Origin of the sequence: Microbispora sp. KK1-11, assembly GCF_006874435.1 — a bacterium.
Classification (GTDB): domain Bacteria; phylum Actinomycetota; class Actinomycetes; order Streptosporangiales; family Streptosporangiaceae; genus Microbispora; species Microbispora catharanthi.
Map to the genome: position 1 here is coordinate 126,614 of NZ_VIRJ01000025.1, position 23,561 is coordinate 150,174.

The 23,561-nt window shown below is 70.7% G+C and carries 19 protein-coding genes and 3 tRNA genes; 11 read left to right on the forward strand and 11 right to left on the reverse strand.

What is annotated here, in order from left to right:
• Positions 1–40 precede the first annotated feature (40 nt).
• Complete coding sequence (locus FLW16_RS30140; protein ID WP_142563512.1) at positions 41–928, reverse strand: LysR family transcriptional regulator; 888 nt, start codon at positions 926–928, stop codon at positions 41–43.
• An 84-nt stretch (positions 929–1,012) separates the two neighbouring features.
• On the opposite strand from FLW16_RS30140, the gene FLW16_RS30145 reads away from it, so the two are divergent.
• Positions 1,013–2,233: an NAD(P)-binding domain-containing protein gene (locus FLW16_RS30145; RefSeq protein ID WP_142563513.1), complete on the forward strand. Its 1,221-nt coding sequence runs from the start codon at positions 1,013–1,015 to the stop codon at positions 2,231–2,233.
• 69 nt (positions 2,234–2,302) lie between these two features.
• Here FLW16_RS30145 and hutH read toward each other — a convergent pair whose 3' ends face one another.
• Both hutH and FLW16_RS30155 read right to left on the reverse strand, forming a co-directional pair.
• Positions 2,303–3,850, reverse strand: a complete 1,548-nt coding sequence (hutH, locus tag FLW16_RS30150; RefSeq protein ID WP_142563514.1) for a histidine ammonia-lyase — start codon at positions 3,848–3,850, stop codon at positions 2,303–2,305.
• 62 nt (positions 3,851–3,912) lie between these two features.
• Positions 3,913–4,737, reverse strand: a complete 825-nt coding sequence (locus tag FLW16_RS30155) for a helix-turn-helix transcriptional regulator (protein WP_142563515.1) — start codon at positions 4,735–4,737, stop codon at positions 3,913–3,915.
• Between the two features lie 149 nt (positions 4,738–4,886).
• Between FLW16_RS30155 and FLW16_RS30160 the strand changes: the two genes are divergently transcribed.
• The 5 genes from FLW16_RS30160 (at position 4,887) to FLW16_RS30180 (ending at position 7,354) form a co-directional block, all read left to right on the forward strand.
• A tRNA-Gly gene (locus tag FLW16_RS30160) sits at positions 4,887–4,958 on the forward strand.
• A 28-nt stretch (positions 4,959–4,986) separates the two neighbouring features.
• Positions 4,987–5,057 (forward strand) — tRNA-Cys (locus FLW16_RS30165).
• Between the two features lie 14 nt (positions 5,058–5,071).
• Positions 5,072–5,146 (forward strand) — tRNA-Val (locus tag FLW16_RS30170).
• A 376-nt stretch (positions 5,147–5,522) separates the two neighbouring features.
• Entirely contained in the window at positions 5,523–6,878 is a 1,356-nt protein-coding gene (locus FLW16_RS30175) for an MFS transporter (RefSeq protein ID WP_142563516.1), read from the forward strand.
• The gene (locus tag FLW16_RS30180) at positions 6,818–7,354 is read left to right on the forward strand and encodes a hypothetical protein (protein WP_142563517.1); all 537 of its coding nucleotides are present in this window, start codon (positions 6,818–6,820) and stop codon (positions 7,352–7,354) included. Before FLW16_RS30175 ends, FLW16_RS30180 begins: the two co-directional genes overlap by 61 nt.
• On the opposite strand, the gene FLW16_RS30185 is transcribed toward FLW16_RS30180, so the two are convergent.
• Both FLW16_RS30185 and FLW16_RS30190 read right to left on the reverse strand, forming a co-directional pair.
• Complete coding sequence (locus FLW16_RS30185) at positions 7,292–9,268, reverse strand: ATP-binding protein (protein WP_142563518.1); 1,977 nt, start codon at positions 9,266–9,268, stop codon at positions 7,292–7,294. The genes FLW16_RS30180 and FLW16_RS30185 overlap by 63 nt on opposite strands.
• A complete protein-coding gene (locus FLW16_RS30190; RefSeq protein WP_142563519.1) occupies positions 9,255–9,470 on the reverse strand; it encodes a hypothetical protein in 216 nt (71 codons plus the stop codon). Before FLW16_RS30190 ends, FLW16_RS30185 begins: the two co-directional genes overlap by 14 nt.
• 233 nt (positions 9,471–9,703) lie before the next feature.
• Here FLW16_RS30190 and fxsT point away from each other — a divergent pair, with 233 nt between their 5' ends.
• On the forward strand, positions 9,704–12,220 hold the full coding sequence (gene fxsT / locus FLW16_RS30195; protein WP_260615714.1) for an FxSxx-COOH system tetratricopeptide repeat protein: 2,517 nt from the start codon (positions 9,704–9,706) through the stop codon (positions 12,218–12,220).
• Between the two features lie 28 nt (positions 12,221–12,248).
• Here fxsT and FLW16_RS30200 read toward each other — a convergent pair whose 3' ends face one another.
• From FLW16_RS30200 to FLW16_RS30220, 5 genes are all read right to left on the reverse strand, one after another.
• The gene (locus FLW16_RS30200; protein WP_142563521.1) at positions 12,249–13,562 is read right to left on the reverse strand and encodes an HEXXH motif domain-containing protein; all 1,314 of its coding nucleotides are present in this window, start codon (positions 13,560–13,562) and stop codon (positions 12,249–12,251) included.
• Positions 13,559–14,653, reverse strand: coding sequence for an FxsB family cyclophane-forming radical SAM/SPASM peptide maturase (locus tag FLW16_RS30205; RefSeq protein ID WP_260615715.1), 1,095 nt, complete (start codon positions 14,651–14,653; stop codon positions 13,559–13,561). The genes FLW16_RS30200 and FLW16_RS30205 overlap by 4 nt, the downstream gene beginning before the upstream one ends.
• Positions 14,654–14,952: 299 nt before the next feature.
• Positions 14,953–15,186 carry a hypothetical protein gene (locus FLW16_RS30210; RefSeq protein WP_142563523.1) on the reverse strand — a complete coding sequence of 78 codons (234 nt, stop codon included), beginning with the start codon at positions 15,184–15,186 and terminating at the stop codon, positions 14,953–14,955.
• A 104-nt stretch (positions 15,187–15,290) separates the two neighbouring features.
• Positions 15,291–16,058 (reverse strand): DNA polymerase beta superfamily protein, encoded by a 768-nt coding sequence (locus tag FLW16_RS30215; RefSeq protein ID WP_142563524.1) that lies wholly within the window; start codon positions 16,056–16,058, stop codon positions 15,291–15,293.
• A gap of 22 nt (positions 16,059–16,080) precedes the next feature.
• Positions 16,081–16,758, reverse strand: coding sequence for a DNA polymerase beta superfamily protein (locus tag FLW16_RS30220; protein WP_142563525.1), 678 nt, complete (start codon positions 16,756–16,758; stop codon positions 16,081–16,083).
• Between the two features lie 61 nt (positions 16,759–16,819).
• Here FLW16_RS30220 and FLW16_RS30225 point away from each other — a divergent pair, with 61 nt between their 5' ends.
• Complete coding sequence (locus tag FLW16_RS30225; protein ID WP_142563526.1) at positions 16,820–18,313, forward strand: LLM class flavin-dependent oxidoreductase; 1,494 nt, start codon at positions 16,820–16,822, stop codon at positions 18,311–18,313.
• 68 nt (positions 18,314–18,381) lie between these two features.
• Here FLW16_RS30225 and FLW16_RS30230 read toward each other — a convergent pair whose 3' ends face one another.
• Positions 18,382–21,168: a BTAD domain-containing putative transcriptional regulator gene (locus tag FLW16_RS30230; protein WP_221891356.1), complete on the reverse strand. Its 2,787-nt coding sequence runs from the start codon at positions 21,166–21,168 to the stop codon at positions 18,382–18,384.
• 70 nt (positions 21,169–21,238) lie between these two features.
• Between FLW16_RS30230 and FLW16_RS30235 the strand changes: the two genes are divergently transcribed.
• From FLW16_RS30235 to FLW16_RS45480, 3 genes are all read left to right on the forward strand, one after another.
• On the forward strand, positions 21,239–22,288 hold the full coding sequence (locus tag FLW16_RS30235; RefSeq protein WP_142563527.1) for an FAD-dependent monooxygenase: 1,050 nt from the start codon (positions 21,239–21,241) through the stop codon (positions 22,286–22,288).
• Between the two features lie 11 nt (positions 22,289–22,299).
• On the forward strand, positions 22,300–22,455 hold the full coding sequence (locus tag FLW16_RS43980) for a hypothetical protein (RefSeq protein WP_185949650.1): 156 nt from the start codon (positions 22,300–22,302) through the stop codon (positions 22,453–22,455).
• A gap of 91 nt (positions 22,456–22,546) precedes the next feature.
• Positions 22,547–23,561, forward strand: a 1,015-nt coding sequence (locus FLW16_RS45480) for a serine hydrolase (protein ID WP_260615717.1), incomplete at its 3' end; no start/stop codon positions are given.

The following is a 23,561-nucleotide window of genomic DNA, read 5'->3' on the forward strand; positions in this document are numbered from 1 at the left end:
AACACGTGCCGTCCCGTGGCTCCCCGGCCGAAGCCGTGGTTCAGACGGCCCGGCGGGCCAGCAGACCGAGCAGCGCGCGGGCGGCGGGGAGCGGAGCCGTACGCGGCATGGCGGCGTACACGGTGCGGCGCGGCGCGAACTCGCCGAGCGACCGCAGCGCCACGTCCCGGCGTACGGCGGGCGCGGCCATGGCGGGCACCAGCGTCACCCCGAGCCCCGCGGCCACATAGCCGAGCTTGCCGGTCCACTCCCCGATCCGCAGGTCGACCCTGGGGGCGAAGCCGGCCCGGGCGCAGGCGGCGCCGAGCATGGTCACGGTGCCGGGAGGGGCGCCCTCGATCCAGCTCTCGTCACGCAGGTCGCGCAGGTCCACCCGCTCGCGTCCGGCGAGCGGGTGGTCGGTGGGGAGGGCGACGAGCAGCTCGTCCTCCATCAGGCGGGTGACCTCGACCTCGGGACCCGCCCCCAGCCCGGAGGGGTAGTCGCTCACCACCGCGATGTCGATCTCCGCGCGGCCGAGCCCGTCCATGAGCGCGGTGCTCAGGCCCTCCACCATGCTGACCGTGACCTCCGGCCGGGAGGCCCGCAGCTCGCGCAGGGCGGCGGGGACCAGCACGGCGTTGGCCGTGGCGAACGCGCCGACCCGCAGCCGCCCCCCGCTGCCCTGGTGGATGGCGGCGAGCTCCTCCCCCGCCCGGCCGAGCCGCTCCAGCACCTCGCGGGCGTAGCGGTGCAGCGTCCGGCCCGCCGGCGTCAGCCGCACCCCCCGGGGCAGCCGCGCGAACAGCGGGCCGCCCGCCTGGGCCTCCAGGGACGCGATGCGCCGGGACACGGCTGACTGGGTGTAGTTGAGCTGTATCGCGGCGGCCGTGAACGATCCCGTACGGGCCACGACGTCGAGCAGCACAAGAGCGTCGGTGTCGAACATGCTCCGATCCATGAGCGAGGGGAATGGACGCCATGCAATCTAGTCGCTGGTGGAATGGTTTCTTCCTCCAATAACGTCCAGGACATGATTGCTTTTCTTGGTCTGGGGCGTATGGGTGCCCCGATGGCCGGCCGCCTCGTCGCCGCCGGTCACAGGGTGACCGTGTGGAACCGTACGCCACGGGACGTGCCGGGCGCGGAGGCGGCCCCCTCCCCCGCCGCGGCCGTCGCCGGAGCGGACGTCGTGATCACCATGCTGAGCGATCCGGATGCCGTGTCCGAGGTGGCGCGGGCGGCGCTGCCGGGGCTGCGGCCGGGGTCGGTGCTGGTGGAGATGTCCACGATCGGCCCCGACGCGGTGCGACGGCTGCGCGGCCTGCTCCCCGAGGGCGTGGGCCTGGTCGACGCCCCCGTGCTGGGCAGCGTGGGCCCGGCCGTCGACGGAACGCTGGTCGTGCTCGCCGGGGGCCGCCGAGAGGACCTCGACCGGGTGTCGGACGTGCTGCGGGTCTTCGGCACCGTCCACGAGGCGGGCGGGCCGGGATCGGGCGCCGCGACCAAGCTGGCCGTGATGAGCGCGCTGGTGACCGCTCAGGTGGGGCTGGCCGAGACGCTGGCCTACGCGGACGACCTCGGGGTCGGCCGCACCACCCTCCTGGACGTCCTCGGGGCGACGCCCCTGGCCGGGCTCGCGGAGCGGCTGCGGCCGGTGGCCGAGTCGGGCCCGTTCGAGACGAGGTACGCCCTCGGCCTGGCCGCCAAGGACCTGCGTCTGGCCACGGAGGGGCCGGGGAGCCGCCAGACGGTGACCACCGCCGCTCGTGACCTGCTCGCGGGGGCGGTCGCGGCCGGACTGGCGGGCCACGACCTCACCGCCGTCGTCCCGTTCGCGGCGTCCCGGGCGGCGCGGACCCCCACGCCCAAGGAGGTGCGGGCGGTCAACCCGCCCTCCGTTCCTGCGACCAACGGGTACTACTCCCACGCCGTACGCTTCGGGGACCTGCTGTTCGTGTCCGGGCAGGTGGCGCTGGACGAGGACGGGAAGGTCCTCGGCGAGGGCGACATGACCCGGCAGTCCGAGGTCGTGATGGAGAACCTGGGGCGGATCCTGGCCGACCAGGGCTCGTCGCTCGACCGGATCCTGCACATCAGGACGTTCCTGACCGACATGGACCGGCTGCACGAGTACGGCGCGGTGCGCAGCCGGTTCATCACCGGCGAGCCGCCCGCCAGCACCACCGTGGAGGTCGAGCGGCTGTTCCGGCCGGGGCTGATGATCGAGGTCGAGGTGGTCGCCGCCCTCTGAGGTCTGAGGCGGGCGCCGCCGTTTGAGGTTTGAGGCGGGCGCCGCCCTCTGAGGGCTCAGGGCGAGGTCTTACGCCAGGGGGCCGACGGCGGACTCGGCGGCGGCGACCACCGCGCCGGTCTCGACGAGCCGGACGACCGCCTCGATCTCCGGCGCGAGGAAGCGGTCCGGCCCCGGCCCCGCCACCGGCTCGCGCAGCGCCTCGACCACCGCGCCCGTCCCCGGCGCGGGCGTGTGCGGCCTGCGCAGGTCGAGCGCCCTGGCGGCGGTCAGCAGCTCGATCGCGAGCACGCGGGTGAGCCCGTCGACGGCGCGGCGCAGCTTGCGGCCCGCCGACCAGCCCATCGAGACGTGGTCCTCCTGCATGGCGGAGCTCGGGATCGAGTCCACGCTCGCCGGCACCGCCAGCCGCTTGAGCTCGGACACGATCGCCGCCTGGGTGTATTGCGCGATCATGTGGCCGGAGTCGACGCCCGGGTCGTCGGCGAGGAACGCCGGGAGGCCGTGGCTGCGCGCCACGTCCAGCATGCGGTCGGTGCGCCGCTCGGCGATCGACGCGAGGTCGGCCGTCGCGATGGCCAGGAAGTCCAGGACGTACGCGACCGGGGCGCCGTGGAAGTTGCCGTTGGACTCCACCCGCCCGTCGGCGAGTACGACGGGGTTGTCGATGGCGCTGGCGATCTCGCGGGCGGCGACGGCGGACGCGTGGGCGAGGGTGTCCCTGGCGGCGCCCGCGACCTGGGGGGCGCAGCGCAGGGAGTAGGCGTCCTGGACGCGGGTGCAGGAGCCGTCGCGGTGGGAGGCCATCACGCCCGAGCCGGCGAGCAGCGTCCGCATGTTGGCCGCCGCCAGGGCCTGGCCGGGATGGGGCCGCAGCGCCTGCAGGTCGGCCGCGAACACGTAGTCGGTGCCGAGCAGCGCCTCCACGCTCATCGCGGCGCCGATGTCCGCGGTGGTGAGGAGCCGCGACAGGTCGTGCAGCGCGAGCACCAGCATGCCGAGCATGCCGTCGGTGCCGTTGACGAGCGCGAGCCCCTCCTTGGCGGCCAGCTCGACGGGCTCGATGCCGTATTCCTTGAGCGCCTCCGCGGCGGGCCGCAGGCGTCCCTCGGGGTCCCTCACAACGCCCTCACCCATGATCGTCAGGGCGACGTGGGAGAGCGGGGCGAGGTCGCCCGAGCAGCCGAGGCTGCCGTACTCGTGGACAACAGGGGTGAGCCGGGCGTTCAGCAGGGACTCCAGCACCCGTGCCGTGGCCGGGCGCACGCCGGTGTGCCCGGTGGCGAGCGTGCGCAGGCGCAGCAGCATCATGGCCCGCACGACCTCGGTCTCCACCTCGGGCCCGGAGCCGGCCGCGTGCGAGCGGATGAGGCTGCGCTGGAGTTGGGCGCGCAGCGAGGGGTCGATGTGCCGGGTGGCGAGGGCGCCGAAGCCGGTGGAGACGCCGTAGGCCGGGGTGTCGGCCTCCGCGAGCTCCTCGACCCGCCCCCGCGAGGCCGCCATCTCGGCGATCGCGTCGTCCGTCAGGCGGATCTGTGCGCCGTACCTCGCGACCCGGACCACGTCGTCGAAAGCGAGCGGTCCCGGGCCAACGGCCACGACCTCGTTGTCGTGCATCGTCCCACTCTTTCACGTCATGCTGCTCGCGCCGTGCGCGCGTGGCGAGTAACCAGCGTATCTCAGCTTAGGTCCTTACATCCGAAGATCCTTTCCAGTCCCTCCCGTCCCGCGCCGGTCAGCCGCAGGGCGCGGGGCACGGTGCCGCGCACCAGCCATTCCCGAGCCAGGAGCCGGTCCAGGACCGCGGCGCCGAGCGCCCCGCCGAGGTGCGGGCGGCGCTCCAGCCAGTCGAGACAGTCGGGGGCGAACCTGCGGCGGGCGCGGCGCACCCGCTCCACGTCCACGCCGAGCTCCGTCAGCGCGTCCGCGCCGCTCGCGGTCAGCAGACAGCCGCCGTCGGCCTCGATCAGACGCCCGTCGCGCACCAGCGCGTCGTACAGTTCGACCCCCACCCGGCCGGCCAGATGGTCATAGCAGCTGCGGGCCTCCCGCAGCAGCCGCGCCTGCCGCGACTGCCGCAGGGACCGTACGGCGACGCGCCCGCTGATCCGGGCCAGCACCTCCAGGGTGCGGGCGACGTCGGGGCCGGCGAGGCGGTAGTAGCGATGCCGTCCCTGTTTGACCACGGTCACCAGGCCCCCGTCGAGGAGCCGGGCCAGATGGGAGCTCGCGGTGGGGGCGCTCACGCCCGCGATCCTGGCCAGCTCCCCCGCCGCCAGCGCCCTGCCGTCCAGCAGCGCGGTGAGCATGGCGGCGCGGGCGCCGTCCGCGATCAGGGCCGCGACGGGGGCGATGTCGGCGTCCCCCGCGATCTCGGCGTTCCCCCCGATCCCAGCGTTTCCCCCGATCTCGGCGTTCCCCGCGGTCTCGGCCGTCCCGGGCTCCGGAGCGTCCCCGACGGCGCCGGGGACAGCGGCGTGTGTGCGCTCATGTGTCACGGACATGCTTCGACGCTAACGCGGGGACGGTTCGACGGAGCTGGAAGCATCGACCGGAACTCACGGCGTGAGCAGGGAGAACGCCGCTGATTTGGGGAGTCGGCGGGAGATTGGATAAAGTCTTCCCGTGAGCCCGGCCGGACAGAGCCGGGGACGCGGAAGTGGCTCAGTGGTAGAGCATCACCTTGCCAAGGTGAGGGTCGCGGGTTCGAATCCCGTCTTCCGCTCGGAGCTTGACACTGTGCAGCTTGACACGGTGGAGTGGCCGAGAGGCGAGGCAGCGGCCTGCAAAGCCGCGTACACGGGTTCAAATCCCGTCTCCACCTCTTGGTTCGTCCAAGGGCGATTAGCTCAGCGGGAGAGCGCTTCCCTGACACGGAAGAGGTCACTGGTTCAATCCCAGTATCGCCCACCAGACAGTACGACGAAGGCCGGGTTCTACAGGAATCCGGCCTTCCGGCTGTTCGACCGGCATCCACGTGCCCGCCCCGCCGGACTCCCCCTCCCTCCCGCGGGTGCGCGCCGTCCCTGCGGCCCGCACCGGTCCTGGAACCAAGATCCACCGCTACATACCCGCTGCGGCCCATGTAATTCGATTGCACCATTTGCGGGACGCTGTCGCAAAACATCCATACTCAGCCCAAGTGGGACATTAAGGTTGATTAAACAGCAACCCCGCGAGGTACGAACACGCCTTTGGGCATGACCACTATCGCTACACTTCCCTAACTGGGTGGCGATCCGTGAGGCAGGCAGCCCACCTACTATGAGCGAAGCGGTGGGATCCAGCGATGCACGGTGTGGCCCGGCGGCCTGGCCGCCCCAAGTTGGGGCGCAACTTCGGGCTACTGTGGTCGGGGTCCGTCATATCCCTGGTCGGAACGGTCAACACCACCGTCGCGGTCCCCCTTGTGGCGCTCATGCTCACCGGGTCCGCGTTCGACGCGGGTCTCGCCGGGTTCGCCGGAACGCTGCCACGCCTCGTCATGCATATTCCCGCCGGCTTCATCGCCGACCGGGTGGACCGGCGCAAGGTGCTGGCCTTTGCCCAACTCGGACGATCTGCGGTGGCCGTATCGGTCGGATTCGCGCTGTTGTCCGGGAATTGCACGATTCAGTGGTTGATCGCGGGGGTCGTCCTCGAAGGTTCCTTCGCCGCTTTCTTCGAAATCGCGGAGATGTCGATAGTGTCGCAGGTCGTCCGGAGGGACGATCTCGACGAGGCCTCGGCACGCAACGAGGGCCGCAATTTCGTGGCGACCCTCTCCGGGCGTCCCCTCGGCGGCGCGCTCAGCGCGCTGGGCGGGGGCTTTCCCTTCTTCGCCTCGGCGGGGGCGTCGCTGGTTTCGGCGAGCCTCTTCCTCCGGCTCGGCCGGCGTGATCCACTCGTTCCGCTCCAGCTGCGTGACCGGATCATCGGCTTCAGGCGTCAGGCGCTGGTCGGCTTCGAGGTCCTGCGGCAGGACCCGTTGCTCAGCCGTACGGCGGTCATCTGCGCCCTCACCAACTTCCTGTTCCAGGTCGTCACCCTCGACATGATCGTGATGGCCAGGCAGGACGAGGTCTCACCGGCCCTGGTGGGCGTCCTGCTCGCGGCCTCGGGGGTCGGCGGGCTGCTCGGCGCCTCGTTCGCGCCCCGGCTCCTCGCGCGGCTGGAACCCGGCAAGGCCGTGAACGCCTGTGTCGTGGCCTGGTGCGTCGCCTTGTGGATCTTCGCCCTCGCGCATCATCCGGTGGGGTGGCTTATCGCCTGGGCGGCGGTGGGCTTCACCGGATCCCAGATGAGCGTCCTGCGCGGCAGTCACCAGGCGACGGTCGTACGGCCGGAGTGGATGGGCCTGGTAGGCGGTTTCAACCAGTTCCTAACGCAGGGCGCCGTGCTTCCGCTGGCGCATCTCTTCGGAGGCGGAGCGATCGAGACCTTCGGCCCGACGACGATCGCCGTGATCAGCGCCGTCGTCGTGAGCGCTCTGTGGGTGCTGCTGCGCTGCAGAGGCTGGCACACGCTGCTGCGGAGCGACAAGCGTCTGCACAAGCCTGGGCAGGCACCGTTGTGCCCGGAGAGTTCGAATGTGAGCATGGGCGAATGTCCGCGGTCTGGATCGGCCTTATCACGTCGCTCATCACTGGAACGAGTGCCGTCTTAGCGGTGATCGCCACACAGTCGGCCACGACCCGACGCGAAACGGCGGCCAGAGAAAGAGACCGGCAGGACGCGGCCGATCGCGAGCGGAGGGAGTCCCACGAACGGCTGATCGAGGCCGCCATGAAGCTGCGTGCCCACCTGGAATTCGTCGGCAGGTCACGGTGGCCGGACATGGACGCGCGGCTCGCACGGCTCGAGGAGCTGGCTACCCAGATCTCCGTGGCATCGGGGATCCTCGCGCGGTTCGAAGACCCGGACACCATCAGAGCGGCACGCGCCCTGTCGAAGGCCGCCGTCGAGCTTGCCGCGGACGTCGCCGCCGGGGTCGGCCCCGAGAAGGAGTTCCGCAACAGGATCGCGTTCGAGCCGCTCGACGCACTACTGGACGATTTCCTCGCGCTGGGCGGCCGCGACTCAGCGGTCGTGCCCGTGGTCGTCGAGAAGGCGCCTCGCCGACTCCTTCTGCCGCGGCGATAGGGGCGGCCCGGTGGCGGCGATCGCCTGCCGGGCCAGCTCGGCCGCCTTGTCGAAGTCACCGCTGAGAGTCTCGACGCGGGCGGCGTAGAGGAGGGCGGGCCCGTTCGTCGGCCCCTCCGCCACGATGGCGTCGACCTCGCGCTCCGCCTCCGCGGGGCCGAGCTGTTCGAGAGTGGCCAGGGCGAGCGCACGGGCGGCCCGGGTCGCGGGCCAGGTGCGGCTGCTCACCCGCCGCAGGTCGCGCATGGCGGCCTCGGCCCGGCCCTGCTCGGCGTTGAACTCCCCGCGCGCCCGCAGGGCCGTCAACTGATCGCCCTCGTCCCGCAGGACGCTGTCGAGTTCCGTCATCGCCCGGCTCCGGTGATCCGTCAGCCAGAGCGCCCGCGCCAGCTCGGTGCGCAGGGCGAGGTCCCGCGGCAGGAGGCTCTTGGCCTCCTCGAATTTGCGCACCGCCGACGAAAGCTCGCCCATCTGGGCCATCACCTGCCCGATCGCGCTCAGCATCCGGCCCGCCGCCGCGGAGTCGCCGAGGTCGGCATGGCACTGCAGCCCCAGCCGATACCAGGAGAGCGCCTTGTCGAGATGCTGCCGGGCCGCCTCTTCCTGGTGCGCACGATCCGAAGGACTGTCCACCTCGGAAAGGATCGCCTGCACGGCACGAGCGCGTTCGATCTGGATGTCGCCGAGCAGGGTGTGGATCTCCGCCACGGATGTCGCCTCGGCGACTTCCAGGGCGTTGAAGGCCTGTTCTTCCGCGCCGTCCAGATCTCCCGCGGTGAGAGCGGTCACGGCGGATTCCACGCCTGCCGTCGTGCCGGGAGGAGCGATCGGTTGAAGGCGAGTGAGGGCGGACCGGAAGTCGTCGTGCAGGAGGCGTATCCCGTCGCCCAGAACCGACCGCAGGAGATGCCGGTCCTCGAGGGCGTGCACGATCGGGTTGCTCATCCCGGCGGTCTCCGCCGTCCCCTGTTTGACGGAGTGCCCGTCCGCGAAGGCCGCGACGGCCCACGCGTGCAGCGAGGCGGGATCCTGCCCGAAGGCGCCCCCCACCTCGGCGAGCACTCCGCTCAGGAAATGCGCGAGGGCGTTCCCCGAGTCGGCGAGCCTGAAGACGTGTTCGGGGCGGATGAGCTGGAGCGTCGGGGGAAGCCTCGCCCAGAGCCACTGGCAGACGATCTGCAGGACGACCGGCTCGACCGCGTCACCGCCCAGTACGTCGAGCAGCTGGGCGGCGGCCCCTGCGGTGAACCTCCGCGCGGTCCCCTCGGCCGGGCGGCCGATCGCCTCGAGTGCGGCTTCCGCGCCCAGGGGTCCGAGCGTCAGCCACGCGGCCCGGCTGACGAGCGCGCCGTAGTGGCCCAGGTCGTCGCGCCGGCTCTCCCGGACGACCAGGAGCAGCCGCAGCTCCGGATGGCTGTCGAGCGCGTCGACGAGCTCCTCGACGAAAGGCTCCCGGAACTGCGCACGATAGGGGCCCCCCAGGAAGAACTCCTCGAACTGGTCGACGGCGACGAGCAGAGGGCCGGGCTGCCGGCGGAGCAGGCGGGTCACATAGTCCGTCAGGCTCATGCCCGCCAGAACGCCGACGGGTTCAAGCGGCGCCAGTGTGGTGAGCAACGAGAGCGTCCAGGGGTTGTGGCCCGGCGGAAGGGCCGCGACCGGACCGCCGATGAATCGGCCCACCCGTCCGACGCGCGCGTGCGGGAGTCCCGGGAGCACGCCTGCCTGGAGCAGCGATGTCTTGCCCGATCCGGTGTCGCCGCTGAGGACCGTCAACGGAAACCGCGACCACGACCGGGTCAGGTCCCGTGACTCCTCGGCCCGGCCGAAGAAGACCGCCGCGTCGTCCGTCTGGAAAGGGGTGGCTCCGGGATAGGGATGCCGTTGGCTCCCAGGGGCGTCATGAGCGATCATCGGCCGGGTCGGCCCCATCACGCCGCGCCGGACCCGCGACGGATTGGAAACCGGCGACGGGCGCCGCCGACTTGGTGTCGGCGAGGATCCTTTGCAACGCGAGGAACAGGGCGGAGTCGTCGCAGCTGTCCAGCGTTTCCGGATCGAGCTTCGGCAGGCCGATGGTCCCGGAGCGCTGAATAACGGCCTGTTCGAACACCACGCCCACTCCCGCCCGATTGATCCAATTTTCACAGGTCCCGAGATCTCATGGACCGCATCTAAACTATATGCATCCTTCCCGCGAGTGTCGAGACGGGCATCCATCAGGAATGCTCCGATTTGGCCGCCCCTATTACATCGCCTGCAAAGCCCGAAATAAGCGATCCCAGAATATGGGCGGCAAAGGTTGCATACTGAAGAACAATAGACTTCTTCGCGGGTAGGAGGACGCTGGTGCCGGCGCTTGAGACCCCTGGTCCGGAACCTCGCATCTGGGGAAGTCGCATTCCGCTTCGCAACGCGAACTTCACGGGCCGCGAGGCGGCTCTCCGCGTGTTGCGCGAGCAGATGTTCGAAGGGCCGACCGCGATCCTCCCGCATACTCTGCGCGGCATGGGGGGCGTCGGCAAGACGCAGCTCGTCATCGAATACGCGCATCGGTTCAAGGGCGACTACGACGTCGTCTGGTGGATCGCCTCCGACATTCCCCTGCTCATTCCCGGCGCGCTGGGCGCGCTGGCGGAGAAGCTGGGCCTCCCGCCCGCCAAGGTCGTCGGCATCGACGAGGCGAGCCGATCCGTGCTCGACGCTCTGCGCAGAGGCGACCCCTACAAGCGCTGGCTCCTGATCTTCGACAACGTCAACAAGGCCGAGGACATCATGGAGCTGATCCCGGCCGGGCGGCCGGAACAGGGACACGTACTGATCACCTCGCGCAACCCTCGCTGGGAGGGCGTCGCCAACACCATGGTGATCGACGTCTTCGATCGCGAGGAGAGCATCGAATTCCTCGGCAAGCGCGCCGGGAGGATGACGCCGGAGGAGGCGAGGCGGCTCGCCCACGAGCTCGGCGATCTCCCGTTGGCCTTGGAGCAGGCCGGGGCGCTGCAGGTGGAGACGGGCATGTCCACCGAGGAGTACCTGGATCTGCTGCGCAGGCAGCCGCTCGAGGTGATGGACGAGAACCAGCCGATGGAGTACCCGCGGTCGATGACCGCGGCGTGGCGTCTGTCGATCAACGCCTTAGAGGACCAGTTGCCGGAGGCCCTTCAAGTTCTCAGGTGCGCCGCCTTCTTCGGCCCCGAGCCGATTCCCATCGACCTGTTCCGCTGGGGGAGCTCCGGGGGCGTGGGCCCGCTGCTCGCCCCCATCCTCGGCAACCCGATCCTCCGCACACGGGCGCTTCGCGCGATCAACAACTTCGCCCTCGGGCGGATCGACGACCGCGCCATCCAGATCCACCGGCTGGTCCAGAGGCTGCTCAGGGCCGACCTCGAGCCTGAGCAGACGCAGGTGTACGTACGCGAGGCGCAGATGCTGCTCGCCGCCGCGCGCGGGCTCCAGCCGGAGGACGAGGCCAACTGGGGCGTCTTCAGCAGGTTCGTGCCCCATCTCGACCCCGTCGGCGCCGCGACCACCACGAACGGCCGACTGCGCGATCTCGCCCTCAACGTCGTCCGCTACCTCTACCTCGTCGGTGACACGGAGTCGGCCCGGACCTTCGCGGCCAGGTTCCGGGACAAGTGGGGCCACCTGTCCGGCACGGACGACTACCACGTCCTGACCGCGGAACACCACCTGGCCAACAGCCTCCGGCAGGACGGGCGTTTCGACGAGGCGTTCGCCCTCCTCGAGGGGACGCTGGAACGAGGGCGGCGCGTTCTCGGCGAGGACGACGACGTGGTGCTGCTCCTGACCAATTCGTTCGGGGCCAGCCTGCGGGCCAAGGGCATGTTCAGGGAGGCCGTCGCCCACGACGAGGAGTCACGGCGCCGGCATGCGAAGAAGTACGGAGAGGACGACCCCCGCACCCTGCGCACGATCAACAACCTGGCCCTCGGCTACGCGCTGGTGAGCGACTACGACAAGGCGGTCGAGCTCCAGACCCAGGTCCACGAGGTTCGCAACAGGCCGGGAGTCGGCAGCAAGCTGGACCTGCTCGTCTCCTTGGGCGGACTGTGCCAGGCCGTCCGCTTGAACGGGGATTACCAGGCGGCGTACTACCTCGGCGTCGACGCGCTGGAGTACGGCAGGGGCGAAGTAGGCGTGGACCACGTCCACACCCTGGCGGTCGCGGTCGACCTCGCGATCGCCATGCGGCGGCTGGGCCGGATCGAGGACGCGCTGGAACTGGCCCGCGACACCTACAACCGGTACGAGTCGATCCTGACGGCCGCTCACCCGCACACGGTGTCAGCGGCGATCTCCCTGGCCAACGCGCTGCGGACCGACGGCAGGCTCAAGGACGCCCTGGCGTTGACCCGGGTCATCGCGGACGGATTGCCGCGCATCTACGGGCCCGGCCACCCGTTCACGCTGGCGGCGCGCGGCAACCTCGCTCTTCTGCAGCGCGTCAACGGCGACCCGGCGGCGGCCAGGACGCTCAACGAGCACGTCCTCGAGAGCCTCGACGAGAACCTGGGCCGAAAGCACCACTACTCGTTGACCGTCGCCATGAACCTGGCCAATGATCTGCACGAGCTCGGTGAGCACGAAGCGGCCCTCGATCTGGACACGCAGACCCACGCACTCCTGCAGGAGCTGCTCGGCGCCGAGCATCCGATGACCCTCGGGTCGGCCGCGAACCTGACCGACAGCCTGAGGACGGCGGGCAAGACCGAGGACGCGCATGCCCTTCACAGGGCGACACTCGCCGTCTACGACAGGAGACTGGGCGTCCGGCATCCCGACACCGTCCTGGCGAGGTCGGGTGGCCGCCTGGACTTCGACTTCGATCCCCCTCGCTTCTGACTCCGCCGGCGCGACCCCGGCCTCGCCTTCAGGCGAAGCCGGGATTGCGCTCCAGCCACCGGCGCCGATGCTCCTGGGACACCCGGCGCACGGCAGAGGCCACGATCGCGGGCACATGATCCGCGGACCAGGACTCCAGTGTCTTGAGCATCACCGAGACGAAGATCCTGCCTTCGTGGTTCAGGTCGCCGGTGTCGAGGAGTGTGGTCGCGACCAGTTCGGCCGCCTCCCGCCAGCGGGCGAACTCGAAATGCGCCGCCTCGGCCGCCTCACCGGCCTGCAGGTGGCGTTGCCGGCGCCAGAACCGGGTGACGCCGAGGAACGCGTAGCTGCCCTGGAGCAGCCCCTCGACCGGCCGCGGGTCCTCCCGCCAGGGCGCGTAGTAGCGGGTGCCCCGATCGGGACCGATGAGCCGGACGATGTCGAGGACGGCGCACAGTTTGACGTGCTGCACCTCGTGCGTGAGCGTCAGCGCGGTCATGAGACGGTCCCGCGTGAACGACAGCGCGACACAGCCGAACGTCTCCCGGGAGCTCGCGCTGCGCAGCCCGATGGGCACGGGCGTCAACGGGGTGATCGTGGTCACGAGGGACCTGACCTCCTCGGCCGGCACAGGGTGATGCTCGGTGAGGAGCCCCCACGCGCCGTCCAGAGCTTCACGCCAGTCGGCCACGACGTCGCCGGGCAGCCGGTCCTCCAGGTCCTCTCCGGGCAGCCGCGCCGGGTGCAGGTCGTCCAGGAGGAGGGAGATCCCCGTGTCCGTGTCTCCCAGCCCGAGCGTCCGCATGCCGAGCCAGCCGGGCGCGTCACAGGACGCGTCGGCGGGGATGCGGATCCGCTCCTCGCCCACTTCCACGAGAGCCCTGCCGTGCTCGACCGTGACCATGCCGATCCGGTCGGTCGCCACCGAGGTCGTGGCGCCCACCGTCGGAAGGAGGACCCGGCCCGCCATGGTGGGGACGCTTATCCGGCAGGGCCATCCGGTCCGTACGGCGATCGCGGCCACCACGGCGGCGAGCTGCCCGGGTCTGGCGCACGACGCGCCCGCCCGCAGATGGCGGATGGTGCTCAGCGCCCACGCGGAGACGGCGGGGTTGGAGATGACGTCGGTCGCGATCGCGGGGTGGCGGCGCAGGAAGTGCGTCAGCAGATCGTAGGCCTGCGCCGTGATCGGGGCGTCGGGGTGATCGATGCCGCGGGTGAGACGCTCGACGCCCCACAGGAGGAGCGCCTGCTTGCTGCGCTGGGCCGCGACGAGCTCGCGGAGTATCTCCGGCGTGGAATCCCCGGTGGCGAGGAGCATGAGGGCGTCCTCGGACAGCTCGTGGCAGGGAAGGCTCATCTCCACGCCTCCAGGTCGCGTTCCATCGTCCGCCGGATGTGCTCGATCAGAGCGCGGAGGTCGGCGCAGTAGACGGACGGGTTCTTGAAGCCGTTTCCCGCCCGGTAGCGGTGCGCGTACAGGCCCGCGCCGCACACGTCGACGACGGGACAGGCGAGGCACTCGGGTGACAGCGCCGACCGTCCGATCTGGCGGGCGGCGAACCCGGGGAGGGTGAGCGCCCGGTCGAGGGGGTCGGTGCGGACATGCAGGCCGGTGATCGTGGCGCCCTCGTATGCGGCCTTGAGGAAGTCGGACTGCTCGATCGAGCCGTCCGTCTCGATGACGAGGACTCCGACGGGCGACAGACCGATGCTTTCGAGGCCGGACGCGCCCCCCAGGAGCAGGTGCATGATTTCGGCGAACAACCGGATCGAGGTCCGCGGGCGCCGGTACCAGTGGTCGAAGATCCCGATCAGCCAGTCGGCGTAGGGCGTGGACGCGTCGGGGGGCCGTGCCGGCGGAGGATCGGACCAGGTGCCGTGGGGCAGCAGGAAGTCGATGCTCGGCGGCTCGAACTCCAGCAACGCCTCGTACGTGGAGAGCGGGTCGTTCCTGAGATCGATCGTGCAGAGCAGCCCGGCGAACAGACGGCTGTGATCGGCCGTGAGCCGCCGTAACGAGTCGACGACCCGATCATGGCTCGACTCCCCGTTGCGGAAAAGCCGGTGGCGGCCGGTGGCCGTGGCGTCTCCGTCCAGGCTCACGCCGATTCGGACATTCAATTCGTCGAATAAGGCGAGGTACTCATCGGAGAGGCGCAGCCCGTTCGTCTGAACGGTAATGCGTACGGGGCAGTCGACGCCGGTTCGCAGCATTTCGACCAGCGCCCTTATTCGTTCGGACCCGGCCAGCAGCGGTTCCCCGCCGTGGAACACGACCTCGACGGAGGACAGCCGGTGTGCGCGGACGTGCTCGCCGATCCGTCCGGCTGTCCGCCTCGCCACCTCCGGGGACATGGAGCGGGGCTGGTCCACCCAGCGCGAGTCCTTGAGTTCGTACATGTAGCAGTAGCGGCACGCGAGGTCGCACCTGCTGTGAATCTTCAGCACGAAGGTCTGGAACGGGGTCGGACGCCAGCCCTCATCGTGAAGTCCGGCAACGTCGAGAGTTGCTGGCCATTCCGCGCCCGGGGGGGATGCCGCGAGGTCCACTGCCACCTGTTCGCACGCGTCGGGTCGTCACGCCATGAAGTGCTCGATTTCGCTTCTAATAGTTTACGCCCGACCGCCGAATAAAACATCTTTTTGTTGTTATGGCCGCATTACCGGGACGAGGCGGCGATCCCCGGGCGCGGCCGTACGGCCGCCCGCCATGGCTCGGTCGGGCGGCCTCCGGTTGACCTGTGGGGTCAGTCGGCGCGGGCGGAGAGCTCGTCGAAGAGCTCCAGCGCCGCCTGACGGACGTCTGCGGGCGAGATGCCGTTCAGGGTGTTGCGGGCCTGAGCGGCGTCACGGGTCGTGGCGAAGGTGATCGCGACGGACTTGGCGGCGGCGTGACGCAGCGATCCGGTGGGCGCGCTGTCGGCCAGTGCCTCCGCGCTCGCGGCCAGGTCGAGGTTGTCTTTGCCGAACTTAGTGGTCAAAGCGTTCTCCTGGGATGATGGCGGCTTGGCCCATTATCCGCGATGGCCCCCGCGCGCGGTGCGGCACCCCGCGTTGTTCGCGTGTCCCCGTCCTGTTTCACCGTTCAGTCCCCCGATGGGCGTCCGGCGAGGCGGGTCCGTACGACGAGGTCGTGCAGGGCGTCGTGGGCCGACGAGGCGTCCGGCAGCGCGGAGGCGTCCCGGGCGTCCTCCAGGCGGGCGGTGAGCGCGTCGAGGTCGGCCGCGAGCCGTTCCCCGCCGGGCGCGCCGTCCGGCAGCCCGCCGTGCTCGGCCGCCCGCTTGGCCTCCACCAGGCCGGGCAGGTACGGCGGCCCGCCGTCGAGGAGCAGGGTGAGATCGGCGACGAGCTCGCCCGTACGCATGAGGTGGATGCCCGTCAGCAGCACCCGGAACGCGTAGAGCAACGGCTTCAGCTCCCCCGTGCGGTCGGACAGCCGCCGCTGGGTGCGGGCGAAACCGAGGTAGTGGTGGGCGTGGTGCCGGGTCAGGCAGCCCCGCGCGAGGGCGCGCATCTCCTCGTGCAGCGGGGAGGTGGTCACGACCAGCGGCGACAGGAGCTGCTCCAGCACGTAGCCGTTGCGGCCGAGCAGCAGCCGGCAGAACTTGGCGAGGTCGTGGGTCACGAGGTCGACCTCCACGCCCTCGCGGATCCACGAGCGGGTCACGGTCTCCTCACCCGTGCGCAGGCCGACGACCTCCTCGGCCGGTAGCACGTGCACGCCCCGCAGGTCCACGTCCGAGTCCACCGAGGGGAACCCGTACAGATGCGCGCCGCTCACGGTGGCGAACGCGAGCGGGTGCCGCTCGCCCGCGGCCACCTCGGGCAGCCAGGACGGCAGGACGGCGGTCACGGCGCCTCTCCTTCGATCATGGTCATAGAGCCGACCTCCGCACGTCGATCAGGAACTCCTCGACGGCCGCCCGGTCGGGCCGTCCGGGCAGCGCGCTGCCGGGCCGCTCGTCCAGCTCGGCGAGCAGCCGCCGACGCCACTCCAGCACCTCGGGCCAGGGCGTCTCCCCCCGCCGTACGGCGAGCAGCCGGTCGCGGTGGGCGCCCACATCGATCAGCGGCTCCCCCTGCCCGGCCAGGTGGGCGGCTCCGAGCAGCAGCCGGATCATGTGCATGGCCATCTTCCAGCGCCTGACGTCGCCGCCCGGCCGGGGCGGGTCCTCCGGCCCGAGACGGCGGAACTGCCGGGCGGCCGATCCCGCGAACGCCCGCTCCGCCTTCTCCGACAGGAACGCGCGGCGCAGCGCCAGCAGCCGCTCGCCCACCGGGGTGGCCAGCTCCACCAGCGGCGACCACAGGCATTCCAGCGCGGCCGGATTGCCCTCGAGCGCGAGCACGCAGAACCGCTCGACCTCCCACGAGAACTGCTCGGGCAGCGGCCCCTCCACGTGGTCCGGCGGCTTGTCGAGCCGCCAGAACGACGGAGTGGGCGTCACGAACACGCCCCGCCTGTCGACGTCCGACTGCTCGGTCTCCAGCCCGTACGCGCGCGAGCCGATGACGACCGACAGGACGGTGCCGCCGGGGGCCGTCAGGGTCATGTCGCCGGATCTTGTCACGAAGGTAGGCTCCCGGTTCGGGACGCGGAAAGGTAGCGATTTAATGGCCGACTTCGGACATGAGCTGTGGTTCGGGGCGTTTCTCACGCCCGACGCGGCGGGGCATCACCGGATCGTCCGGCAGGCCGTGCTGGCCGACGAGATCGGGCTCGACATCATCGGCATCCAGGACCACCCCTACCTGCCGGCGTTCCTCGACACCTGGACGCTGCTGTCCACGCTCGCCGGGCGCACCGAGCGGGTGCGGCTGTTCCCCGACGTGGTGAACCTGCCGCTGCGGCCGCCGGCGGTGCTCGCCAGGGCCGCCGCGTCCCTCGACATCCTGAGCGGGGGCCGGGTCGAGCTGGGGCTCGGCTCCGGGGCGTTCTGGGACGGCATCGCAGCCATGGGCGGGCCGCGCCGCAGCCCCGGTGAGGCCGTGGATGCGCTGGAGGAGGCCATCGCGGTCCTCCGCGCGCTGTGGACCCCGGGCGGCGAGGGCGTGCGGCTCGACGGCAGGCACTACCGGCTGGAGGGCGCGCGGCCGGGGCCGTTCCCCCCGCATCCGATCGGGCTGTGGCTCGGCGCGTACAAGCGGCGCATGCTGGAGCTGACCGGACGGCTCGGCGACGGGTGGGTGCCCTCCTCCGGGTATGCCGCGCCGGGCGAGCTGGGCGCGATGAGCGCGATCCTGGACGCCGCCGCCGAGCGGGCCGGGCGCGACCCCGCCGGGATCCGCCGGGTCTACAACGTCGAGGGCCGGTTCTCCGGCGTCGCAGGGAAGGGGTTCCTGGACGGGCCGCCGGCCCTGTGGGCCGAGCAGCTCACCGAGCTCGCGCTCCGCCACGGCATGAGCGTGTTCGTGTTGTCCGTGGACGACGACAGGGATCTCAAGGTCTTCGCCGAGGAGGTCGCCCCCGCCGTACGCGAGGCGGTGTCGCGGGAGCGCGCCCGGGGGCGGCGGGAGGACGCCGAGGGCCCGAACGGGTTCGCGAAGGCGACACCGGCGAGGGCGGTGCTCGACGAGGCCACCCGGCCGCGGCTGCCCAAGCGGGACATCGCCGCGCTCCCGCCGCGGCAGCAGGCGAACGGCCGGCGGCTCGTGCTCATCCACGACCACCTGCGCCAGGAGCTGACCCAGATCAGGGACGCCCTGGAGCAGGTCGCCGCGGGACGCTCCGACGCCGCCGCGCTCCGCTCGATGATCAACGAGCTCACCATGCGGCAGAACTACTGGACGCTCGGCACGTTCTGCGCGTCGTACTGCCGCCTGCTGACCACCCACCACACGATCGAGGACGAGCACATGTTCCCGATGCTGGCGGCGGCGCAGGAGTCGCTGGCGCCGGTCGTGACCCGCCTGGAGCAGGAGCACGAGGTCATCGCCGGCGTGCTGACGGAGCTGGACGCCGCCCTCGTCGCGATGATCGAGGACCCGGACCGGCTCGACGGCGTGCGCGACCAGGTGGACCTGTTGTCGGACGTGCTGCTGTCGCACCTGCGCTACGAGGAGGAGGAGCTCGTGGAGCCCATCGCCCGCCTCAACCTCGACATCTGAGAACCCGGGACATCTGAGAACCTGGACGGCGCCGGCGAACATGTCTTATGAACATGCAAGCGAGATCGTCAGAGGAGGGCTCTGGCGGCGTCAGCGGCGGGGTGGCCGAGTTCTTCGAGCAGGAGGAGCGCCGCCTGGGCGTGTGTGCGGGCCAAGGCGGTGTGGCCGAGTGCGTGACGGGCCCTGGCCAGGCCGAGGTGGCCATGGGCGGCTTCGTGGGGGTCGTCGAACTCCGTGGCCATGGCGAGTGCGGCGTCGTGATCGATGAGGGCCTGGTTGTGGTCGCTCATGGCGTGTGCGGCGGCGCCCAGGGCGTTGAGGGTCTCCGCCTGCAGGTGCGGGCCGAGGTCTCGGCTAATCGCGTAGGCGTGCAGGAAGGCGCGGCGAGCGGCGTCGTGCTCGCCTTGGTCGCTGTGGAGGTTTCCGAGGGCGAGTTGGGTGTTCCAGAGGCCTGTCGGGCTGCCGATCTCGTGGTTGATCCGTTGGGCCTGCTCCAGGTAGTCGCGGGCCAGGTCGGGCTTGCCGAGTTGGCCGTAGATGCTGCCCAGGTCTGTCAGGAGGACCCCTCTGCCGACGCGGTTGTCCGCTGCGTGGAAGCGTTCCAGTGCCTGTTGGTAGTGGTCCTGGGCGTCATGAAGGTCGCCTTGGCGTTCGAGCGAGTGGCCCAGGTAGTGATGTCCCACCGCTTCGCCCTCCGGGTCGCCGGCCGCCCGGCAGGTGGTGATCGCCTCGTGGGCGTACTGGACGGCCTGGGCGACGTTTCCCATGGCGTGGTGGGTTCTGGCCAGGTCGGCGAGGGTGCGGCCCTCGCTCCGCAGGTCGGCTGCCCGCCGCACCGCTGAAAGGGCTTGGAGATGGAGTGTGAGTGCGGCGCCGCGACGGCCGCGTTCCTCCAGGAAGGGGAACAGGGTCGTGGACAGGAAGAAGACGTGCCCGGGCCAGCCGTGTTCCGCCGCGTACGCACCGACGGCCAGGAGAACGGGCAGCTCCGCGTCGAGCCAGGCCGCGGCGTCGGCGCGGTCGGACAGGGGCGGGATCTCCAGTCCTGGCGCGGGCTCGTGCGGGATCGGGAGCGCCGTGTCCGGGTGCTTGAGCGCGGCCATGCCCATGACGTGGGTGTAGAAGGTGAAGAGCCTGGTCAGGGCGGCGTTTCTGGAGTCGTCCTGCTCCTGCAGGCCGGCCGCTGACCTGGCGTGGTCGCGTTGGAGGTCGTGGAAGGTGTAGCGGCCCGGTTCCTGCTGGATGAGCATGTGGGCATCCAGCAGGTCCTCCAGGAGCGACTCAGCACGTGTGACGGTCAGGTCGGCGAGCGCGGCGGCCGCGTAGGCGTCGATGTCCTGGCCGGGGTGGAGGCCGAGCAGGCGGAACATGCGGCGATGGTCGGGGCTCAAATGCTCGTACGACAGTGCGAAGGCGGCCGCGACGCCCCGTTCCGCGGTGGCCAGTTCGGTCAGGCGGCGGCTCTGGTCGCGCAGCCGTGCGGCGAGGTAGTCCACCGTCCATCGGGGACGGTGGCGCAGCCGCGCGGCGGCGATTCGCACGGCCAGCGGCAGGAACCCGCACAGGCGCAGGACCTCGACGACGGCGGCGGGCTCCGCCTGCGCGCGCGGCCCGACGACGCTGTTGAACAGCTCGACCGCGTCGCGTTCTGAGAGAACGTCGACGGATATGGCGTGGGCGCCGTCCAGGTCGGTCAGCCGATGCCGGCTGGTGATCAGGACCATGCTGCCCGAACCGCCGGGCAGCAGCGGCCTGACGTGCTGGGTGTCGGCGGCGTTGTCGATGACGGCCAGGGCGCGCAGGCCCGACAGCTCGGCGCGCCACAGCGCGGCACGTTCGGAGGTCCCCGGTGGGATGCGCTCCGCGGGCACGCCGACCTGGCGCAGCAGGATCTCCAGCGCGTCGCCGGGATCGACGGGGTCAAGGCCCGCGGTGTGGGCCTGCAAGTCGACGAAGAGCGCGCCGTCGGGGAAGCGCTCGGCGAGCAGGTGTCCCGCGTGTACGGCCAGCGTGGTCTTGCCGATGCCCGCCATGCCGTCGATCGCGACCACGCTCACCCCGTCGGGCAGCATGGCGAGCCGCTCGAGCTCGGCTTCCCGCCCGGCGAAGTCGGGCACGTCGTACGGCAGGAAGCTCACCACCGAGGGCCGGTCGTCTCTCAGCACCGCCTCCTCGACGGCTGCGAACTCCCGGCCGGGGTCCAGTCCCTGCTGCTCGGCCAGCGTCGTGCGGTAGTCGCGCGCGGCCGCCAGCGCCTCCGCCTGCCGTCCCGATCGGTGCAGCGCCAGCACGTATTGCCCGCGTAGGCGCTCCCTCAGCGGGTGGTCGGCCACTTCTGCGGCGAGCTCATCAAGCAGCACGGCATACCGCCCGGCCTCCAGTTCCAGCTCCGCCAGCCGTTCCAAAGCCGTCAGCCGCTGCTCCTCCAGCAGGGCCCTGATTGCGGGCACGAAGTCGGCCTGCACGTCGGCCAGCGCCTGCCCTCGCCAGAGCCCGAGCGCCTGGCGGATCTCGTCGCGGTCGCCCGCGGCCAGCCGCCTGAACTCATGGACGTCCACCTGGCCCGGCTCGGTCACCGCGGCATAGCCGGCGGGGCGCGTCTGCACGATGTTCTCGGCCTGCGCCGCGCGCAGCATCCGGCGTATCGCCATCACCGACGCCTGGACCTGTGCCTTGGCCGTCTCTGGTGGGGTCGGCCCCCACATCGCCTCGATCAGCCGGTCGGTGCTCACCGTGCTTCCCGCGTTCAGCAGAAGGTAGGCGAGCATCGCGCGATGCCGCGGCGCTCCGCCCAGCGCTTGCCCGTCGGCGCTCACCTCCACTGTGCCCAGGAGCGAGAAGCGCATAGAGATCATATGGGCGAATGTATCAACGCCCTCGCTCAGTATTTCTCCAGGCCTCGGGACGTACAGGACAGGAGTACGCATGAGCGGAGAGGTACTGATCTCAGGTGCGGGTGTCGCGGGCATGTCGCTGGCGTACTGGCTGCATGGGCAGGGCTACGCGGTGACCGTGGTGGAGCGCGCCGCCGCGTTGCGCGGCACCGGCTACCCGGTCGACTTCCGCGGCCAGGCGATCGGCGTCCTCGACGGCATGGGTCTGCTGTCGCAGATGCGCGATCACGCCACCCGAATGGGCGCGATCACGCTGGTCGACGGTGACGGGAAGTTGATCGGTGAGGTGCCCGGGGAAACGTTCGCCGGCGACCTGAAGGTGCTCAAGCCCGATGTGACGCGCATCCTGCACAGCATCACCGCCGACGAGGTCTCCTACGTCTTCAACGACTCGATCATCGCGATCGACCAGGACGAGGACAGCGTCGGCATCGAGTTCGAAAGGGCGGCCGGGCGCAGGTTCGACCTGGTGGTCGGCGCCGACGGCGTCTACTCCAACGTTCGCCGCCACGTCTTCGGTCCCCACCGCGACTTCGTACACCACCTGGGCATGTCGGGTGTCGGCTTCACCACGGCCAACCGGCTGGGCCTCGACCACGAGGGCCTGCTGTACAGCCCGCCAGGCAGGGCTGTCCACGTGTTCAGCTCAAGCGACCCCGGCAGGATGACCGTGAGCCTGTCGTTCGCCACCCATTCGCCCGACATCGACAGGCTCGACCGCGACTCGAAGGAACGCCTGGTCCACGAGCGCTTCGCCGGTGAGGGGTGGGAGGTGCCACGGCTGCTGGAGGATATGCGGCTGGCTCCCGACTTTTCCTTCTCCTCCGCCTGCCAGATCGTCATGGACCGTTGGTCGCACGGCCGCGTCGTCCTCGTCGGCGACGCCGGATACTGCGTGGCGCCGACGGCGGGCATGGGCACTTCCCAGGCCCTGATCGGCGCCCACCTGCTGGCGACCCGCCTGGTGGAGACGGCGGGCGACCACACCGTCGCATTCCCTGCCTACGAACGCGAACTACGCCCCTACATCACCGAGAACCAGTCCAAGGGCGCAGAGGCGACAAAGATGTCCGGCGCCTGACGGAAAGGAGCGTGGCCGCCGACATCGCCCATGCGGTGTCGTGTCAGCGGCGGCGTCAGGACGGCAACGGCCCGATATCAGAGCGGTCGGCGATGGTGGATGCCATGAGCGGTTCAGCGATGGCGGCTCCACGGCTGGGTGCGATCTCCTCGGGCGACCCGGTCTGAGCCGTCCAGATACCCGGGCACCAACAGGACCGCATTTCACCATTCGCCCGTTCAATCGACTTCTCGTAACACACTCAAGGAGCACACCATCATGTCCGTCACCCTTACCGACCAGGACAAGAACACCCTGCGGATCGCCGCGTGGGGCGCCGTCTCGCTGATGTCCGCCGCCGGTGCCGCCGGCTCGGCCCACAAGGCCGGCACCGAAGGCTCCATCGCCCTGACCTCCGCGACCGGGCTGGTCGGGCATGTGCTCACCCAGGCGCCCAAGGGTGTGAAGTACGGCAGGTCCGTGGCCGAGCTGGCCGACCAGGTGCTGCCGGCCCTGACGGCATCCATGAGCCTGCTGAAGGAGCGGGCCGCGGCAGAGGCCGACGACTTCCGCCGCACCGTCCTCGTCGCTGTCGAGGCAGCCGCCCGCACCCACCAGGGCGAGCCCGGCCCCACCGCGGCAGAGATGGCCCGAAAGATCACCGCAGCCCTGGACGCCGCTTCGGCCACCGCCGGGGTGGCCGCCGCGGACAGCGGTGTGGCCGTGCCGACGGCGGCTGCCGGGCAGGATCGCCCGGAGCTGCAGAAGATCATCCAGGAGATGGTCGATTCCGGCTTCGTCGGGGTGTCGCTGCGGGTGCATGACGAGCAAGGCGAGTGGGTCGGCGGCGCCGGGGTGCGCGAGCTGGGCCACAGTGCCACGCCGGCGGCGAACGGGCATGTCCGGATCGGCAGCAACACCAAGACCTTCACTGCGACGGTGGTGCTGCAGCTGGTGGCCGAGGGAAGGATCGGGCTGGACACCCCGGTGGCCGGCTACCTGCCCGAGTTCGGGCTGGACGAGCGGATCACGGTGCGGATGCTGCTGCAGCACACCAGCGGGGTGTTCAACTTCACCGGCGAGTACTTCGAGGACGGCACGTTCGTGCCGGGGATCCCCGCCACCCCCGCGGGCAAGCAGTGGGTGGACAACCGGTTCCACAGCTATCGGCCGCAGGAGCTGGTACGGCTGGCGCTGTCCAAGCCGGCGCGGTTCGAGCCGGGCACCGACTGGAGCTACTCCAACACCAACTATGTGCTGGCCCGGCTGCTGATCGAGAAGGTCACCGGCCGCC

Excerpts from the sequence above, each read along its gene's own strand:
- FLW16_RS30140 (WP_142563512.1), bottom strand. The coding sequence starts at position 928 with ATGTTCGACACCGACGCTCTTGTGCTGCTCGACGTCGTGGCCCGTACG.
- FLW16_RS30145 (WP_142563513.1), top strand. The coding sequence starts at position 1,013 with ATGATTGCTTTTCTTGGTCTGGGGCGTATGGGTGCCCCGATGGCCGGC.
- hutH (WP_142563514.1), bottom strand. The coding sequence starts at position 3,850 with ATGCACGACAACGAGGTCGTGGCCGTTGGCCCGGGACCGCTCGCTTTC.
- FLW16_RS30155 (WP_142563515.1), bottom strand. The coding sequence starts at position 4,737 with ATGTCCGTGACACATGAGCGCACACACGCCGCTGTCCCCGGCGCCGTC.
- FLW16_RS30175 (WP_142563516.1), top strand. The coding sequence starts at position 5,523 with ATGCACGGTGTGGCCCGGCGGCCTGGCCGCCCCAAGTTGGGGCGCAAC.
- FLW16_RS30180 (WP_142563517.1), top strand. The coding sequence starts at position 6,818 with ATGTCCGCGGTCTGGATCGGCCTTATCACGTCGCTCATCACTGGAACG.
- FLW16_RS30185 (WP_142563518.1), bottom strand. The coding sequence starts at position 9,268 with ATGATCGCTCATGACGCCCCTGGGAGCCAACGGCATCCCTATCCCGGA.
- FLW16_RS30200 (WP_142563521.1), bottom strand. The coding sequence starts at position 13,562 with ATGAGCCTTCCCTGCCACGAGCTGTCCGAGGACGCCCTCATGCTCCTC.
- FLW16_RS30220 (WP_142563525.1), bottom strand. The coding sequence starts at position 16,758 with ATGACCCTGACGGCCCCCGGCGGCACCGTCCTGTCGGTCGTCATCGGC.
- FLW16_RS30225 (WP_142563526.1), top strand. The coding sequence starts at position 16,820 with ATGGCCGACTTCGGACATGAGCTGTGGTTCGGGGCGTTTCTCACGCCC.
- FLW16_RS30230 (WP_221891356.1), bottom strand. The coding sequence starts at position 21,168 with ATGATCTCTATGCGCTTCTCGCTCCTGGGCACAGTGGAGGTGAGCGCC.
- FLW16_RS30235 (WP_142563527.1), top strand. The coding sequence starts at position 21,239 with ATGAGCGGAGAGGTACTGATCTCAGGTGCGGGTGTCGCGGGCATGTCG.